Origin of the sequence: Psychroflexus aurantiacus, from assembly GCF_010820555.1 — a bacterium.
Taxonomy (GTDB): Bacteria; Bacteroidota; Bacteroidia; order Flavobacteriales; family Flavobacteriaceae; genus Psychroflexus; species Psychroflexus aurantiacus.
Map to the genome: position 1 here is coordinate 416,158 of NZ_JAAIKD010000004.1, position 17,582 is coordinate 433,739.

15 protein-coding genes are annotated in these 17,582 nt (G+C 37.4%); 7 read left to right on the forward strand and 8 right to left on the reverse strand.

What is annotated here, in order from left to right; translation table 11 throughout:
- Window positions 1–32: 32 nt before the first annotated feature.
- The 5 genes from G3567_RS09425 (at window position 33) to G3567_RS09445 (ending at window position 5,124) form a co-directional block, all read left to right on the forward strand.
- Window positions 33–2,582: an ATP-dependent Clp protease ATP-binding subunit gene (locus tag G3567_RS09425; RefSeq protein WP_164005071.1), complete on the forward strand. Its 2,550-nt coding sequence runs from the start codon at window positions 33–35 to the stop codon at window positions 2,580–2,582.
- A gap of 306 nt (window positions 2,583–2,888) precedes the next feature.
- The gene (locus tag G3567_RS09430) at window positions 2,889–3,188 is read left to right on the forward strand and encodes a phosphoribosylpyrophosphate synthetase (RefSeq protein ID WP_164005072.1); all 300 of its coding nucleotides are present in this window, start codon (window positions 2,889–2,891) and stop codon (window positions 3,186–3,188) included.
- Window position 3,189: 1 nt separating this feature from the next.
- Window positions 3,190–3,678, forward strand: a complete 489-nt coding sequence (locus G3567_RS09435; RefSeq protein WP_164005073.1) for a Dps family protein — start codon at window positions 3,190–3,192, stop codon at window positions 3,676–3,678.
- A 32-nt stretch (window positions 3,679–3,710) separates the two neighbouring features.
- Window positions 3,711–4,199 (forward strand): Dps family protein, encoded by a 489-nt coding sequence (locus G3567_RS09440; protein WP_164005074.1) that lies wholly within the window; start codon window positions 3,711–3,713, stop codon window positions 4,197–4,199.
- Window positions 4,200–4,212: 13 nt separating this feature from the next.
- A complete protein-coding gene (locus tag G3567_RS09445; protein WP_164005075.1) occupies window positions 4,213–5,124 on the forward strand; it encodes a mechanosensitive ion channel family protein in 912 nt (303 codons plus the stop codon).
- Here G3567_RS09445 and bshA read toward each other — a convergent pair whose 3' ends face one another.
- The 8 genes from bshA to G3567_RS09485 all read right to left on the reverse strand — a co-directional run bounded on the left by bshA (window position 5,125) and on the right by G3567_RS09485 (window position 14,314).
- Complete coding sequence (gene bshA / locus G3567_RS09450; protein WP_164005076.1) at window positions 5,125–6,243, reverse strand: N-acetyl-alpha-D-glucosaminyl L-malate synthase BshA; 1,119 nt, start codon at window positions 6,241–6,243, stop codon at window positions 5,125–5,127. It abuts the gene before it with no gap.
- 69 nt (window positions 6,244–6,312) lie between these two features.
- On the reverse strand, window positions 6,313–9,225 hold the full coding sequence (locus tag G3567_RS09455) for a glycoside hydrolase family 3 N-terminal domain-containing protein (RefSeq protein ID WP_235923543.1): 2,913 nt from the start codon (window positions 9,223–9,225) through the stop codon (window positions 6,313–6,315).
- 5 nt (window positions 9,226–9,230) lie between these two features.
- The gene (locus G3567_RS09460) at window positions 9,231–9,713 is read right to left on the reverse strand and encodes an ABC transporter ATPase (RefSeq protein WP_164005077.1); all 483 of its coding nucleotides are present in this window, start codon (window positions 9,711–9,713) and stop codon (window positions 9,231–9,233) included.
- Window positions 9,714–9,718: 5 nt separating this feature from the next.
- Complete coding sequence (locus G3567_RS09465; RefSeq protein WP_164005104.1) at window positions 9,719–10,510, reverse strand: (Fe-S)-binding protein; 792 nt, start codon at window positions 10,508–10,510, stop codon at window positions 9,719–9,721.
- Window positions 10,511–10,521: 11 nt separating this feature from the next.
- On the reverse strand, window positions 10,522–10,941 hold the full coding sequence (locus tag G3567_RS09470) for an LNS2 domain-containing protein (RefSeq protein WP_164005078.1): 420 nt from the start codon (window positions 10,939–10,941) through the stop codon (window positions 10,522–10,524).
- Window positions 10,942–10,950: 9 nt separating this feature from the next.
- Entirely contained in the window at window positions 10,951–12,291 is a 1,341-nt protein-coding gene (locus G3567_RS09475) for a (Fe-S)-binding protein (protein ID WP_205521206.1), read from the reverse strand.
- 2 nt (window positions 12,292–12,293) lie between these two features.
- Window positions 12,294–13,226, reverse strand: a complete 933-nt coding sequence (locus tag G3567_RS09480; protein ID WP_164005079.1) for an MlaD family protein — start codon at window positions 13,224–13,226, stop codon at window positions 12,294–12,296.
- Window positions 13,227–13,267: 41 nt separating this feature from the next.
- Window positions 13,268–14,314 (reverse strand): N-acetylmuramoyl-L-alanine amidase family protein, encoded by a 1,047-nt coding sequence (locus G3567_RS09485; protein ID WP_317164173.1) that lies wholly within the window; start codon window positions 14,312–14,314, stop codon window positions 13,268–13,270.
- A gap of 178 nt (window positions 14,315–14,492) precedes the next feature.
- On the opposite strand from G3567_RS09485, the gene G3567_RS09490 reads away from it, so the two are divergent.
- Window positions 14,493–17,189, forward strand: a complete 2,697-nt coding sequence (locus G3567_RS09490) for a putative LPS assembly protein LptD (protein ID WP_164005081.1) — start codon at window positions 14,493–14,495, stop codon at window positions 17,187–17,189.
- 7 nt (window positions 17,190–17,196) lie between these two features.
- The gene (locus tag G3567_RS09495; RefSeq protein ID WP_164005082.1) at window positions 17,197–17,580 is read left to right on the forward strand and encodes a Rid family detoxifying hydrolase; all 384 of its coding nucleotides are present in this window, start codon (window positions 17,197–17,199) and stop codon (window positions 17,578–17,580) included.
- The last annotated feature ends 2 nt before the right edge of the window (window positions 17,581–17,582 follow it).

The following is a 17,582-nucleotide window of genomic DNA, read 5'->3' on the forward strand; positions in this document are numbered from 1 at the left end:
TTTGAGTAATGTCTAATAAATATTTAAAGACTATGGATGATAATTTCTCACCAAAAGTAAAAGAAGTAATTGCATATAGTAAAGAAGAGGCTTTACGACTTGGTCATGATTTTATAGGAACAGAGCATTTGATGCTTGGTTTGCTTCGTGACGGAACTGGAAAAGCCATCAATATACTAGATGCCATGAATGTGGACTTGGAGCTGTTGAGAAGAAAAGTGGAAATCTTAAATCCTTCAGATCATACGAATACGGATATATCTCAAGAAAAAAAGAATCTGCATTTAACAAGACAGGCTGAAAGAGCACTCAAAACAACATTTTTAGAAGCTAAACTTTTTCAAAGCTCTTCTATTAATACCGCACACCTATTATTATGTATTCTCAGAAATGAAAATGATCCCACGACCAAGCTGTTAAATAAGCTGAAAGTGGATTATGACAACGTCAAAGAGGAATTTAAAGCCATGATTACACAGGATGGTGATTATTTGGATACCCCTACCGATGCATTTTCTGACGACGCACCAACCTCTGGAGATTCTGGACGGGAATCGCTGGGCGGATCTGGAAATTCCAAAGGAAAAACTGCTAAAAAATCCAAAACTCCAGTATTGGATAATTTTGGTCGTGATCTTACTGAAATGGCTCAGGAAGGAAAACTGGACCCGGTTGTGGGCCGTGAAAAAGAAATAGAAAGAGTTTCCCAAATTTTAAGCCGAAGAAAGAAAAACAACCCCCTCCTTATCGGAGAGCCTGGTGTTGGTAAAAGTGCCATCGCCGAAGGTCTAGCCATTAGAATCATACAACGAAAAGTGTCCAGAATCCTTTATGACAAAAGACTTGTCACACTGGATTTGGCCAGCCTTGTAGCTGGAACCAAATACAGAGGTCAGTTTGAAGAGCGAATGAAGGCTGTGATGAATGAACTTGAAAAAAATGATGACATCATTCTTTTTATCGATGAAATTCACACCATCGTAGGGGCTGGAGGAGCTACCGGAAGTTTGGATGCCAGTAATATGTTTAAACCGGCACTTGCACGAGGTGAAATTCAATGTATTGGGGCGACTACACTTGACGAGTACAGACAGCACATCGAAAAAGATGGTGCCCTGGAAAGAAGATTTCAAAAAATTATCGTTGAGCCAACCTCAATAGATGAGACGGTCGAAATACTTCATAATATCAAAGACAAATATGAAGACCATCACAATGTAATTTATACCGAGGAAGCCATCCGGTCTTGTGTGACTTTGACCAACAGGTATATGACCGATAGATTTCTTCCGGATAAGGCTATAGATGCACTGGATGAAGCAGGCAGCCGTGTTCATATCACCAATATCAATGTACCTAAACGTATTTTGGAACTGGAAAAAGAACTTGAGGATATCCGCGAAGAAAAAAATTCTGTAGTCAAAAAGCAGAAGTATGAGGAAGCTGCAAAATTAAGAGATGACGAAAAGCGAATTGAAAATGATTTGCAGCAGGCTCAGGAAGAATGGGAGAAAGATTCTAAAGAAAACAAAGAAACCGTCACTGAGGACCATATTGCAGATGTGGTTTCTATGATGACGGGGATCCCTGTGAAAAGAATTGCCAAAACTGAAGGAAATAAATTAGCTGAATTGCCAGAGACCATTAAGAATAAAGTGATTGGTCAAAGTGAAGCAGTAACTAAGATTGTAAAAGCCATTCAGCGTAATCGTGCAGGGCTTAAGGATCCAAACAGACCTATTGGTTCATTTATATTCTTAGGTCAAACTGGAGTCGGTAAGACGCAACTTGCCAAAGTTCTAGCCAGAGAGTTATTTGACAATGATGAGGCCTTGATTCGACTTGACATGAGTGAATACATGGAGAAATTTGCGGTTTCAAGATTAATCGGAGCGCCTCCGGGATACGTAGGATATGAAGAAGGTGGTCAGTTAACTGAAAAAGTGAGACGTAAACCTTATGCAGTCATCTTACTGGATGAGGTTGAAAAAGCGCATCCAGATGTATTCAACATGTTACTACAAGTACTGGATGACGGTCATTTAACGGATAGTTTGGGACGTAAAGTCGATTTCAGAAATACAATCATCATTATGACCTCAAACGTGGGGGCTCGAAAACTTAAAGATTTTGGTACCGGGGTTGGCTTTGGAACACAGTCACAAAAGCAGCAGGAAGACGATAATACCAAAAAGGTAATTGAAGGAGCTTTGAAAAAAGCTTTCGCTCCCGAATTTCTAAACCGTGTGGACGATGTCATTATTTTTAATGCCTTGGAAAAAGAGGACATTAAGAAAATCATCAATATAGAATTAGAAAGGCTTTTCTCCAGAATCAAAGATGTAGGATATAATTTCTCTTTAAGCGAAGCGGCCAAAGATTTCATTGCCGATAAAGGCTTTGACAGACAATATGGGGCAAGACCACTGAACAGAGCTATTCAAAAATACATTGAAGATGCTCTCGCTGAAAAAATTATTAATTCTTCCATTGTTGAGGGGGATACCCTGTATATGGATTTCGACAAGGAAAAGGATGAATTGGTCATAGAGGTCCAGAAAACCGCAGACAAAGAATCCTAATGAGATAAAATCGATAAAAAAACTCCTTAATTGGAGTTTTTTTAGTTTAAAGGGCTCGTAAATTAATGCTTAACAATACACTATGAAAATTACAAAACTCACTTGGATATATGTCATAGCAGCACTAATTACCTTATATGGTATAGTAACCCGACAATTTATTTTTTTAGTGTTGAGTTTTCCCTTAGGTATATTTTATTATACCAAAGATAAGAATAAGAAAAAGTAATAGTTAAATATTGATTAAACCAAACCATTTTTTTGACTTAGACTGACTTAAGCTTTATTTTTAAAAAAACAGATGTCATGAAAAAAAAAGATACCTTATCCGAGACCATGAATGCATTAAGAAACGAAGGCTACGTTGATGACCTCAATGTTCTTGATGACCAACTAGAAAATAAAACCAAGAAAAAAAAATACCCTATAAATGAATTTGAAGTAGATCATTATTTCAGATTTGAGGGCGTATCAAATCCAGCCGATAATTCCATATTGTACGCGATTACAACTTCAGATGGTCATAAAGGAATGCTGGTAGATGGCTACGGAAAATCCGGAGGTCAGATTTCAAATAAAATGCTTAACAAATTACAAATAAAATAATATGAACTATTTAAATTTAGATAAATCAAAAACTAAAGACACTGTTAAGGAATTAAATGTGCTTTTAGCAGATTATCACATGTATTATCAAAAGTTAAGAAATTTCCACTGGAATATTACCGGTCATAATTTTTTCGACTTACATGAGCAGTTCGAGTTGATGTATGATGATGCAAAGCTTAAAGTAGATGAAATCGCTGAACGTATACTTACCCTGCGCTTTCAACCAGAGAGTAATTTTTCTACCTACTTAAAATTATCGAACCTCAAAGAATCTCCTAAAGACAAATCTGATGTAGAGATGGTTGAAGATCTGTTACACGATCATGGTGTAATCATCAACCAAATGAGAAGTGTCATTGAAGTTGCAGATAAAAATGAAGATGAAGGGACAATAGATCTAATTGGTGCCTACATCAGGGAACTTGAAAAAACCAGCTGGATGCTCGATGCCTGGAACATGCGATTGGCAGATAAGAAAAATGCTTAACCTTAAATTTAATAAATTCAGAAATTAATTTTATGAATTATTTAAATCTAGATGTATCAAATACAGCCGATACTGCGAAAGCGCTGAATATTCTTTTGGCAGATTATCATTTATATTATCAAAAGCTAAGGAATTTTCACTGGAATATAGTCGGTGAAAATTTCTTCGATTTACATGCAAAATTTGAGGAACTGTATAATGACGCCAAATTAAAAATTGATGAAATTGCTGAACGCATGTTAACTTTGCGATTTCAGCCTGAAAGCAATTTCTCTAATTATTTGGAACTTTCGAATTTAGCTGAATCATCTTCAGATCTCGGAGATTTCAAAATGGTTAAAACCCTGCTATCCGATCATAAAAAAATTATAGATCAAATGAGGAAAGTGGTAGACTCCGCTGAGCAAAATGATGATGAGGGTACAATAGACCTCATAGGAGAATACATCAGGGAACTTGAAAAGACCAGCTGGATGCTGGATGCCTGGATTTTGAGAGTTCAGGAAAAACAATATTCATAATATCATTTTTATCATGCAAGAGACTGAAATTGTTGAAAAGACCGAAAAAGCCTGGTCAGAATTGACTACTAAGATTTTCGACTGGATTGATACCATTGTACTGGGTCTTCCTAATTTTTTTATTGCTGTTTTTGTACTTATTCTGTTTGTTCTTTTCGCAAAATATTCCAGCAAACTTATAGACAAACTTTTCCGAAAAAGCAATGCTCAGGATTCTATTCGGACAGTGTCTGTAAAAGTATTTAAGGTCGTTATCATATCTCTGGGTATATTTATATCCTTGGGGATTTTAAACTTAAATTCGGTTCTTACTACAGTACTGGGTGCTGCGGGGGTACTTGGTTTGGCTGTAGGTTTTGCTTTACAGGGAACTCTTCACAATACCTTTTCAGGAATTATTATTAGTTTCATTCCGAAATTACAAATTGGAGACTGGATAGAAACCAATGGCTTTGCAGGCTTTGTAGTCGATATTAATTTGAGAAGTGTAATCATACAATCGGTAGACTATAATCTGGTGATCATACCCAATTCCAAAATTGTAGATGCCCCATTTAAAAATTTTAGCAGAACGCCCAGAGGACGTATTATTTTAACCTGTGGTGTCGGCTATGAGAGTGATCTCCCAAAAGTTCAGGAAATTACGGAAAAGGCAATTAAAGGAATTTTTGAACAGCGTCCAGGAGAAAGCATTCAGTTTTTTTATACTGAATTTGGCGATAGTTCTATAAATTATCAACTTAGATTCTGGGCTAATGTTGCTAATCAGGGTGACGTTTACAAAGCACAGCACGAAGCCATTCTAGCGATCAAAGCGGCTTACAATGAGAACGATATCAATATTCCTTTCCCAATTCGCACATTGGACTTTGGAAAGAATAAATTCAGATCTGAAAAAATTGACATCAGAACTGTAACTGATTAATTATATCATTTTTTGATATAACTTTTCATACTGACATACGACTCTTTTTACGTCAAATTTTTCAGCAATCTGTCGTGCTCCTTTTTTGAAATTTTCTAATACCTTTTCATCCGATAAAATTTTAATTCCGTTAGCAGCCATATCTTCCACATCGCCTATATTGCTTAAGAACCCTGATACCCCGTGAATATTCACTTCGGGAAGACCCCCTGCATTGGAAGAAATGACAGGAACCCTATGAGCCATCGCCTCTAAAGCGGCAAGACCGAAACTTTCCTTCTCAGAGGGCAACAGAAACAAGTCTGAATAGCAAAGGATGCGCTCTACTTCATTACTCTTACCTAAGAATATAACCTTATCCCTTATGTTCAATTTTTTAGCCAGTTGCAAGGCTTTTTCACGGTCCGGTCCATCACCAACAATAACCAGCTTTGATTTTATTTTGGATTGAATCCTGAAAAACACTTCAATCACATCATTTAGGCGCTTTACTTCTCTTAAGTTACTGACGTGGGTAATGACTTTTTCATCTTCAAAAGCAACCATATGACGTTTACACTCTTCAAAATTTTCATTAAGATTGGAAAGGTCAATAAAGTTTGGGACGACCTCAATTTCTTTTTTGATGTCAAAACTTTCAAAAGTATCCTGTTTTAGGCTTTCAGAGACTGAAGTAACAACATCGCTTTTATTGATGCTAAAATTCACAGCTGGTTTATAAAAGGAGTGACTTCCTACCAGGGTAATATCTGTTCCATGAAGAGTGGTCATCATAGGAAGTTTTTTCCCTTCTTCCAAAAGCATTTGCTGGGCCATAAACCCGGCATACGCATGTGGAATAGCATAATGCACATGAAGTATATCTATTTTATGTTTTTGAACCACGTTTACCAGTTTGCTGGAAAGTGCCAGCTCGTAGGGCTGATAGTGAAACAAGGGATATTCCGGAACGGAAACCTCGTGATAGTGTATTGATGTACTCAAGTATTCCAGCCTTACAGGTTGCTTATACGTCACAAAATGTATTTCATGTCCTCTTTTGGACAATGCAATTCCTAATTCTGTTGCCACTACTCCACTCCCGCCAAAGGTAGGATAACACACTATTGCTATTTTCATAAGTTTTAAATTATTCCCAAAAGTAGAAGATTGAAGCTTACCCAGATCTTAAACTAATCTCAAATTATTTTAATAGTCCTTTGACAAGTTTTCATAAATGACCCCTTGTATTTTAGTTCTAATATCTTCTTCAATAAGTTTTGAATTGGTTGGGTCGGGGTGTATCCGGTTGGATAAAAAAATATAAATAATTTCTTCTTCAGGATCGGCCCATGCATAAGTACCGGTAAATCCGGAATGACCAAAACTCGACATGGAAAGACAACCACAGGTAGGACCTACATCTTCCAGCTGCGGTTTATCAAAACCTACACCTCTCCTCACCTCTTTATCGCAATAATAGCAGGTGTTGAATTTAGTCATGGTTTGTGGACTAAAGTAATTTTTACCCCCAAAATCTCCGTTATTTAAGTAAAGCTGCATAAACGAAGCTACATCCCTGGCGTTGCCAAATAAACCAGCATGACCTCCAACCCCTCCCAGCATAGCAGCACCCTGATCGTGAACCGTTCCATGTATCAGCTCTTTTCTCCAAATTGTATCGTTTTCTGTAGGGACAATTTTTTCTTTATCAAAGTGATTTAAAGGAAAAAACTTGAGATGACTCAATCCCATAGGTCTGTAAAAATAAGTCTCGGCCAGCGTATCTAAAGTATTGTCTGTTTGTTCTTCGATGTATTTCTTCAAAAAATAGTAAGGCAGATCAGAATATTTATACTCTAAGGTATCGCGTAATTCACTTTCTACAATTTGTGAATAAATGGAATCCTGGTAATCTGTTCTCAGATACATGTCCTCCAGCACTTTAATGCTGAATTCCTCAGAATATTCTGAAGCATAATATTCTGATCTTTCTTCCAAGGTCTTTTGATAAAAGGGAATCCAGGGCTCTAACCTGGCATAATGCGAGAGCATCTCGAGAACACTTATATTCGCTTTATTGGAGCTCGCAAGCGCCGGTAAAAGTTCATGAAGCTTTGTCTTCAAGTCGAGTTTACTGGCTTCTTCCAAAGTCATGAGTATAGGCAGCGTTGTGAGAATCTTGGTAAGAGAAGCTAAATCATAAACATCGTCACTTTGCACTTTGTTTTTTTTATCATAGGTATGATATCCAAAGTTCTTATCGTAGATGATTTTCCCTTTTCTGGCAATCAGAATCTGCATGCCTGGTGTCATTTTTTCATCTAAAGCATAATTTGCAATAGAATCTACTTTCTTCTCCAGTCGCTTATCAAAACCTAAATTTTGATAATACCCGTAGCCTAGCCTGCCATTTGATTTTAATTTATACCCCGTTCCAACCGGAAATGCAGAAGTAATAGTCACAGGCAATTTACCAATAGTCTCTAAAGCACCGAAAATTTGTTGAGCAGCAACAGACTGAGCTATGTTGCTGTTCTGGTAAACCTGAAAAATGGCGTCTATGTTAATAAAACTCTGTAAGCCCAATAAACTATAAGGTCTTGAGAAATTGACCAGGGTGACTTTATTTTCTCTTGAAAGCTGTTCAATCCACTTAATTTCGTAAGGTGTAAACTTATAATCTGTCCAGGGATGTATGTCAGATTTGTGGTAGCCTATAATAATGTGGTCAAAATCCAGCTTGCTATTTTTATTCAGAATGGATTCTTTATTCGCTATTCTTTCAACAGCAGCATACCTGTTCAACGTCTCATAAAAGGTTTCTCCACTTGCATCTCCAAGTCCTAAATAACCAATCTTTTGATGTTCAACATCGTTGATGGGTAATATTCCCAAATCATTTTTCAAAAGTGTCGTTGCATTTTCAATAGCTGACTTATAAATGGCATCATTTAAGCCTGAATTTAATTCTGAGGTCAATTGAGCAGTTTCGATAGGCTCAAAATTATTCAAACCGACCTTATATTTCGCGTATAATATTTTCTTGACTGAATAGGCTAATCTCTTTTCAGAAATTTTATCATTTTTAATTGCCCTCTTAATGTTTTCAATAGCTTTTGGTACATTTTCAGAAATCAACAGAATATCACTTCCTGCCTGAAAGGCTTTCAAATCCACTTCCCCAGGCGTATTGTTATCACTAACCCCTTTCATGTTTAAGGCATCGGTAATAACTAAGCCATGAAATCCAAGTTCTTCTTTTAGCAACTGGCTAACGATTTTAGGAGATAGCGAAGAGGGGAAATTGGGCCTGCTTTCTAAGCTGGGTACATTCAAATGAGCCACCATAATACTGCTCACCCCTTCCCTGATAAGAGCTCGAAACGGTTCCAGTTCAATTGCTCTGATGCGTTGTTCAGAAAAATCTATCGTGGGTAAAGTCAGGTGCGAGTCCTGCTGAGTATCACCATGACCTGGAAAATGCTTTGCACTGGTAAGGATTCCAGCCTCATGCATGCCTTTCATAAGGGCGACCGCATGAGAGATAACCACTTCTTTTGTTTCTCCAAAGGACCGGTTACCAATAATTGGATTGTCAGGATTGGTGTTGATATCTGCGACAGGAGCAAAATTGATATGGACACCAAGTCGCTTATTGTGTTTGCCAATTTGATACCCTACTTTTCTCACTATGGACGTATCTTTTATGGCTCCCAGGGTCATATTCCAGGGAAAAGCATAAGTAGAATCCAGGCGCATAGCAAGACCCCACTCTGCGTCCATTCCTATAAGTAAGGGGACTTGATTTTCCGTTTGAATGCGGTTGGTGAACTGAGCCTGCCTGTAAGGATTTCCTTTAGAAAAAATAATACCACCAATATGATTGGTGTTTATAAAGTTGGCTATGTTTTCAAGTTCAGCATCTGATTTATTAGTGAAGACATCGATCATGAACAGCTGTCCGATTTTTTCTTCCAAACTTAAATTCGAATAGACCGAATCCACCCATTTTCTTTGAGCGTTGATATCTTCTGAAAACAAACTGCTTTGTGCTGAAATACAGGTTAATGAAAAAAAAGTCATCAAAAAGACGACTTTAGTATAGATTTTAGAACTCATATTTTTTATAACAATCGGCTATGCCAGCTTTCTGTCAATGGCACTTCCCAAAATTCTTTATATTCTGATTTTGTATTCACGAGATTATTGAACACAATAGTCTGTGGTGATACCGCTTTTTGTTTTACCATTTTTTTAAAATCCAGTAAAGGTTTGTAAGCTACAAATTCTCCGCTTTTAAAACTAACGTTCATTTTATCCAATAAGTCCACATTGTATTCTTTTTCTAAACTTTGGATAAAGTGAACGGATGCATCTATTGAACAACCACTGGCACTGGCCTGAGACTCATCTAGACCCAAAACAATAAAACGCTTATATCGTATTTCAAACCCTGCCTTAAGTGACTGACCATGGACTGTCCAGCTTTCTAAAAAGCTTTCAATTTTAGGCTTCATTTCATTAAGTTCGTCTTCACTAAATCCTCTACTGGCTTGAAAAATCCAGACTCTCGAAGAATCCGGTAATTCACTAAAATCTACTACCATACGTTTTATAAATCATCTGCATTAGCAATCATTTCCACGACGTCAAGAACTTCTATTTCGTCTTGTTTTTCTTTATTCTTAACACCATCGGTCATCATGGTGTTGCAAAACGGACAACCTGCAGCAATGACTTCAGGCTTCACTTCTACCGCCTGTTCTGTTCTGTGAATATTTACTTCTTTATCTCCTTTTTCGGCATCTTTAAACATTTGGGCTCCTCCTGCACCACAACACAGGCCCTTGGATTTGCATGATTTCATTTCCACCAACTCGACTTCTAGTTTGCGCAACAAATCTCTTGGAGCTTCATATTCACCATTAGCGCGTCCCAAATAACAAGGGTCATGATATGTAATCCGTTTTCCTTTGAACTTTCCACCTTCTACCTTTAATCTTCCTTCATTCAAAAGCTGTTTCAAAAACTGTGTATGATGAATTACTTCATAAGACCCGCCTAAAGCAGGATACTCATTTTTGATGGTATTGAAACAATGCGGACAGGCAGTTACTATTTTTTTCACTTCGTAAGCGTTTAACACCTCAATATTGGTCATGGCCTGCATTTGAAATAAAAATTCATTTCCTGCACGCTTCGCAGGATCTCCTGTACAACCTTCTTCAGTTCCAAGGACCGCGAAATCAACATTGATATTGTTCAAAATCTTTACAAAAGCTTTAGTGATTTTTTTAGCTCTATCATCAAAACTTCCGGCACAACCTACCCAGAACAAAACTTCCGGTTGCTTTCCTTCTGCTAAATAAGATGCCATCGTTGGCACTTTCAAATTATCACTCATCATTTTATGTTTTAATCTTTAAATACTTGTATAGTCTCTTTTTTGTTCACTAAATCTGTAAATTGACCTTTATATCGGGTAGCCTTAACGATATGATTATCAATCCAATGGTAATTACCGCCTCTGGGTTTTCCCATTAATAAGCTGTGGTATTTAAAACCATGCTTATTCAGCCAATCTTCTGTAACCTTCCTGTGCTCTTCAACTCTTGACGTAAAAAAACAAATCTGATGTCCATCCGTATACCATTTATTAACGGTCTCCAGAGCATCAGGAAAAGGCTCGCAGGTAGCCATTCGTTCAGGCTCTTCGTTTGGAACATCATCTGTAATGGTCCCGTCAATATCGATGAGATAATTTTTAACACCGTCTGGTAAACTTGGACTCACACTCTGCCCTTTTGTATCCTGTTTTTGATTTTTTGATGCCATGATACCTAATTATTCTTTAGCCCAGTTTAATCTGTCTTGCTGATTATAAGGCCAGGGGGCTGCATTATTTTCTATGTTTGTCATAGCATTATTGAGCTCTACAGGCGCAGCACTTTGTTCCATAACAAGATATTGTCTCATATCCATGATGATGGATAAGGGATCTATGCCTATAGGACAGGCATCTACACAAGCATTGCAGGTTGTACATGCCCAAAGTTCTTCTCTAGATATGTAATTGTCTAAAAGCTGATTATCACTTGTTATTTCTTTTCCTTTGTTTAAATCCTTACCGATCTCTTCCATTCTATCCCGTGTATCCATCATGATTTTTCTAGGAGATAGTTTTTTACCCGTTTGGTTTGCAGGACATTCTGCAGTACAACGTCCACATTCTGTACAGGAGTAGGCGCTTAAAAGCTGGAACCAGTTTAAATCCTGAACATCACTGGCACCGAATTTTTCTGGCATGTCCTCATCACCATCAGTTTCAGGTTCTGCAAAAGGATCTGCATTGGGATCCATCATCAGCTTCACTTCTTTAGTTACCGCATCCAGGTTTTTAAATTTACCCATGGGGTCTAGGTTCGAAAAGTAAACATTTGGAAATGCCAGTAAGATATGAAGGTGTTTAGAGTAATACAGGTAATTTAGGAAGATCAAAATGCCAACGATATGAAGCCACCACGCTGTTCTTTCAACAATGATAAGCGTATCGATAGTCATTTCATCAAAAAGGGGCAACATATATTGACTCACAGGAAAAGATCCTACTATTCCTGCTTCACTTGCATAATGCTGCGCTCCCATGAGTTGTAACTGCAAGTCGGCAGCATTCATGGTTAAAAAAAGCACCATCAAAACAACTTCAAAATAAAGAATATAATTGGCATCATTTTTAGGCCACCCCTTTAATTCCTGAGCTAAAAATCGTTTAATGTTCATCATGTTTCTTCGTATCCAAAAGATGATAACACTCAAAAGAACCAGTAAAGCCAGTATTTCAAACGTACCAATCAGGACATCATATACCGGGCCCAGAAATCCAAATATTCTGTGAGTTCCGAGGACTCCATCTATGATGATTTCCAGAACTTCAATATTGATAATTACAAACCCTATATAAACAATGATGTGCAGGATGCCTGCAATAGGTCTGGTAACCATTTTAGACTGACCGAGAGCTACGCGCATCATCTTCTTGAAGCGTTTATTTTTTTGGTCTGTACGATTAACATCTCTCCCTAAATTAATATTGCGTTTAAGAGACGATACATTTTTAGCAAAAAATAAAATAGCAGCTATTAAAACGATCAGGAATAAAATCTGTGGTAAATAATCTAAAATCATATTTAATTTTCAGGGTTTTCGTAGTCGTCTGTATTTTTTCCAAAAACAGAAAAATGAACGTATCGTTTTGGATTTAATTTGATGTCACGTAAAAGTTGCTCAAGTTCTTTAGAAGCATTTTCCAAATTCTCGTACAACTGTTTATCATTGATGAGTTTGCCTAATGAACCTTCATTACTTTTCAGTTTTTCTGAAATTTCGTTAAGGTTAGTTATGGTTTGGTCTGCGTTTAAAATGATTTTTTTAAATTCAATTTGAGATAATGAATCCGATAATCTTGAAAGATTTTTTGAGGTCTGACTAAACTGGGTGATTGTAGAATTGATTGCTTCTTCATTGGTGTTAAGAAACCTATCAACATCTTCAGTCGTTTTGTTGAGTGTTATGAGTGTATTGTTCAGGTTTTTGACAGATTGCCGTAAGTTATTTCTGGTTTCTGGATCCAGGATATTATTGACTGATTTGAATAATGTGTCAACTTCAACAACTGCATTTGAAATTTTATCTTTTAGAGGGGTTAATTTTTCATTGACCAACTCGATTAAACCTTCCTCTACAGCAGATTCCAGGGTATCCCCGGATTTTGCTAAATCACTTGAATCCTGATTGAGTTTTATTTGCATAGACTTACCTCCGATCAAACCACCGCCGTAGATTTCTGCAACACTTTCTTTTGAAAATTGAATATCATTATTCAAATTAATGGTCACCAAAAGATTTCCTGTATCCATGAAATTTATACTGGTCACCTTTCCAACCTGAAACCCATTGATGTTAACAGGCGCAGATGGACTTAGTCCTTCGACATCGTCATACACAGCATAAAAAGTTCGGGAGGTATTAAATAAATTATTCCCTTTTAGGAAATTATAACCAAATACGAGCATGGCTACTGCTACTATAACAAGTAAGCCGACTTTAAGTTCTTTATTCAAAGGTATTAGTTTTGTTCAAATGTAATAAACTTTAATGAAAACTAGTCCCCAACTCTAGTATTCAGGGCTTCTTTTATCGAAATTTTATCACCTGAAGAATTAAAGGCCACTATAAATGCAGACGTATAACCTTCAGCTTTTGCTCTATCTCTCAGGCTCTGTGCACTCATATAATTCCTGGTCTCTCCAAATAAATATTTGAACAAATCGTTTTCCTGATGCCGAGTGATCGGGGACAGTTTTTTAAAATTTTCCGGACTTGGATCTATTTTTCTTGAACTGGCTGCCAGCTGTATTTTAAATACAACAGAAGAGAAATCTTGCATCACATCACTGGAACTTACTTTGTATTCGCTCAATTCAGATTCTAAAGCCTCTATATTAATGATGTTTTTGTATTCATTGATCCCATTTACAATGGCATTGGCCAATTGGGTTTGTCCGCTTTGAGAATTTAAAAACGCGCCTTCATTTTTATTGGTTAAAAACCCGGTTTCAATCAAAACACTTGGCATGTAGGTTTCTCTTAAAACAAGAAAACCGGCCTGTTTAACCCCTCTGTCCTTTAGACTTAGTGAACTTGAAAATTGCTTCTGGACAAAATTTGCCAGTAGAGCACTTTGATCCAAAAACTCTTCCTGCATAATTGTAAAACCGATATAGGATTCTGGAGAGTCGGGGTCGAAACCATCGTACTTCACCTGGTAATCCTCCTCAAACTTGATCACCGAGTTTTCTTTCATGGCCACTTCGAGGTTGTCTTTGTTTCTATGAAGTCCAAGAACAAAGGTTTCAGTACCCGAAGGAGAAGGATTTCTTACGCCGTTACAGTGTATGGATACAAATAAGTCTGCATCAGATTTATTGGCAATCTCGGCTCGCTTATCCAAAGGAATAAAAACATCTGTTTTTCGGGTATAAAGAATCTTTAAATCCTCATATTTTTCGAGTTGTTTACCTACCTGTAAGGCGATTTTCAAAGCGATATCCTTTTCGGAATAATTATTACCGGTGTTGCCTGCATCTTGACCTCCATGACCTGCATCTATGACCACTACAAATTTGTTGGAGTCAGTCTGTGAATACATCGGAGTGAAACCGAGGTTAATGAGGAAGAATACTAATAAAAGGAGACTGGAGCTGGGTCTAATCATGGATTGTATAATTCTGAATGTTATTTGAAACTTTTTTAGGAAGCATAAAAATAAAATGTAATTTTGAAACTTCTTAATATAGGCTTCATTTACAAAAATAGTACTAAAAGCATTGCGTACAAACTTACTTCATATACTTTTTGGGATTGGATTTCTTGTCAATTTTGGGCTTTATGCGCAAGAAAAAGAGCCTCAAAAAGTAGACTTCGGTTATCTAATCAAAAATAAGGCCGATTCTATCACTAAACGCATAAAATATGTAATTGGAGACACTTTAGTTCAGGACACATCGATTAAAAAACGGGAAACCCTTACTGATATTGTTGATGCCTATGCCAAAGACTACAAAAGGCTGTCCAGGAAAAATGATAAAATGTATTTATACAATGAAGCTGTGGTGGAATATGGTGACATGGTCATAAATGCAGGCTGGATCGTAGTGAACAACTCAACGAAGGAAGTTTTTGCATCAGGTATAGTAGATTCCACAGGCACATACACTCAGGCACCTACCTTCAAACAAGGAGCTAATCTTGTAGAGCCCGATAGTTTGATTTTTAATTTCGACTCCAAAAAAGCTTTGGTTTTTAACTCAAGAACCGAGCAAGGGGGCTTTAAGGTGAAGGGTGAAATTTCCAAACGACAAAACGACTCCATCTATTATCTGGCCAATGCAAAATTTACAACCGCAGAAGACATAGATGACGCCGACTATTATTTCTATGCCAGAAAGATAAAATTTGTTCCCGACAGTAAAATTGTGACCGGTTTTGTGAATATGTACATTGCAGATGTGCCCACCCCGCTCGGATTGCCTTTTGGGTATTTCCCGTTAACAGATAAGCAGGCTTCAGGTTTTATCATTCCCTCCTATGGTGAAAATAGAAACCGGGGCTTTTTTCTAATGAACGGGGGCTATTACTTCGCTATTAACGATTATGTAGACTTAACTGTCCTTGGAGACTATTACACCAACGGGAGTTATGGTTTGAGACTGGAAAGCAATTATAACGTCCGCTATCGGTTTAATGGCAATGTCGCATTGAGGTACGAAAAACTCCTTCTTGAAGAGCGAGGCTTTCCCAACTTTAGTGAAACTACGGTTTATAACCTGAGATGGAATCATAACCAAAGTCAAAAAGCAAATCCGTCATCCCGATTTTCAGCTTCTGTAAACTTAGGTTCAAGTGACTACTATCAACAGTCTGTTAATCAAAACAATACCGGTAATTTTTTAAACAACACCTTGAATTCATCTGTATCCTATTCAAAAACTTTTGAAGGGGAACCCGCTATGAATTTAAATATATCGGCCACACACAATCAGAATACAAATACGGAAGTCATCAACCTTACCCTGCCTACTTTGCAATTCAGTATTGGCCGGGTTTTCCCTTTTGCACCAAAAACCGGAACCAAAAAAGGGGCTATTCATAATATCAATTTACAGTATAATGTGAGGGCAGAAAATAGAATTACAACTACAGATTCCTTGTTTTTCAGACCCGAAATGTTTGAAGGCGCCGATGTAGGGGCAAGACATTCTATACCTATTTCAACCAACTTCAAAATCTTTGAACATTTTAGCGTAAGTGCAGGTATGAATTATGATGAAGTATGGACACTCAAAACTTTTGATCAGCAGTATGATGAACAGCTTCGCAAAGTGAGAAGAGACACGATAACTGGTTTTGATTCTTACAGGACCTACAATTTTTCTACTTCTGTGGGAACCACTGTATATGGTATGTTCGATTTTGGAGATGATAAGAAGATTAAAGCGATACGGCATGTCATGAGACCTTCTGTTTCTTACAACATCAGTCCTGCTTTTGATCAGTATTACGATGAGTACACCCGAACAGGTATAGCAGGACTCGAGGATGAAGTTGTTGAATTTTCCAGATTTGAGGGTACCCTTAACGGAGCTCCCGGAAATAATTTCGCCAGCAGCATGTCCTTTAACCTCACAAACGATTTTGAAGCTAAAGTGAGAAAAAAAGATTCTACACTCACTGGGGACGAGCGTTTCAAGAAAATGAGTCTTCTCAGTAATTTTGGCTTAAGCACCAACTATAATTTTGCAGTTGATTCCTTAAATCTTAGTCCGATATCCGTTCGCGGGACATTACCAATTGTACAGGATAAATTAGCCATCAATTTTTTAGGAACTTTAGACATGTATGCTTTAAACAGCAACAACAGAAGGATAAATACGCTCAACATCAACAATGGAGGAAGTCTGTTCAGGCTGACCAGAGCCAATGCCAGTTTTAGCTATTCATTTTCAAATAAGGATTTTCAGAAAGAAGAGGAGGAAAAAGGAGGAGAAGAAAAGGACGAGGAAGAATATGACTCAGAAAGCTATAGAAATGGGGGAAGGCCAGACAATCTTTTTGGTTCTAGCGAGATGATGAACCGACCCAATGCCAACAAGGATGCTGAAAGTGATGAAAATGAAAGGTACAACTACGCTATACCCTGGAATTTAAATCTGGCTTATACCGTAACTTACTCCAACAATGCGAGGCAAAATGAAATAAGCTCCCACTCTCTTATGTTTTCTGGAGATCTGGAATTATCACCTACCTGGGACGTGGGTATATCCTCTGGTTATGATATTAAAAATAAAGGATTTACATTTACTCAGCTCCGATTTGCAAAAGATTTAAAAAGCTGGCAGATGAGTTTTAACTGGACGCCTTTTGGCACCAGAAAATCATGGTTTTTCTTTATAGGCATAAAATCCAGCATCTTACAAGATGTGAAATACGATAAAAACAGAGAACGAGACAGAACTTTAAGATAATAAACTTATGAAAAAGATAATCAACACTGAACAGGCAGCTGCACCCATTGGCCCTTACAATCAAGCTGTTTTTATCAATGGGTTTTTATATACCTCCGGGCAAATCGCTTTAAACCCTGAAACCGGTGAGACCGAATTTGATTCTATTGAAGCAGAAACCACGCGTGTGATGAAAAGTCTGGAGGCTATTTTGAAAGAAGCCAAGCTCACTTTCTCTCAGGTCATAAAAGCAACTATCTATATCTCAAATATGGATGATTTTACGAAAATAAATAACATCTACGGTTCCTATTTTGACGAAGGAACTGCTCCTGCGAGAGAAACAGTTCAAGTGGCCAGGCTTCCAAAAGATGCCAATGTTGAAATAAGCCTTATTGCTTTCAAAGACTAAAC

Bases quoted from the DNA above. Each gene is read 5' to 3' on its own strand.
- G3567_RS09425 (WP_164005071.1), top strand. From the start codon at position 33: ATGGATGATAATTTCTCACCAAAAGTAAAAGAAGTAATTGCATATAGT.
- G3567_RS09430 (WP_164005072.1), top strand. From the start codon at position 2,889: ATGAAAAAAAAAGATACCTTATCCGAGACCATGAATGCATTAAGAAAC.
- G3567_RS09435 (WP_164005073.1), top strand. From the start codon at position 3,190: ATGAACTATTTAAATTTAGATAAATCAAAAACTAAAGACACTGTTAAG.
- G3567_RS09440 (WP_164005074.1), top strand. From the start codon at position 3,711: ATGAATTATTTAAATCTAGATGTATCAAATACAGCCGATACTGCGAAA.
- G3567_RS09445 (WP_164005075.1), top strand. From the start codon at position 4,213: ATGCAAGAGACTGAAATTGTTGAAAAGACCGAAAAAGCCTGGTCAGAA.
- bshA (WP_164005076.1), bottom strand. From the start codon at position 6,243: ATGAAAATAGCAATAGTGTGTTATCCTACCTTTGGCGGGAGTGGAGTA.
- G3567_RS09455 (WP_235923543.1), bottom strand. From the start codon at position 9,225: ATGAGTTCTAAAATCTATACTAAAGTCGTCTTTTTGATGACTTTTTTT.
- G3567_RS09460 (WP_164005077.1), bottom strand. From the start codon at position 9,713: ATGGTAGTAGATTTTAGTGAATTACCGGATTCTTCGAGAGTCTGGATT.
- G3567_RS09465 (WP_164005104.1), bottom strand. From the start codon at position 10,510: ATGAGTGATAATTTGAAAGTGCCAACGATGGCATCTTATTTAGCAGAA.
- G3567_RS09470 (WP_164005078.1), bottom strand. From the start codon at position 10,941: ATGGCATCAAAAAATCAAAAACAGGATACAAAAGGGCAGAGTGTGAGT.
- G3567_RS09475 (WP_205521206.1), bottom strand. From the start codon at position 12,291: ATGATTTTAGATTATTTACCACAGATTTTATTCCTGATCGTTTTAATA.
- G3567_RS09485 (WP_317164173.1), bottom strand. From the start codon at position 14,314: ATGTATTCACAGACTGACTCCAACAAATTTGTAGTGGTCATAGATGCA.
- G3567_RS09495 (WP_164005082.1), top strand. From the start codon at position 17,197: ATGAAAAAGATAATCAACACTGAACAGGCAGCTGCACCCATTGGCCCT.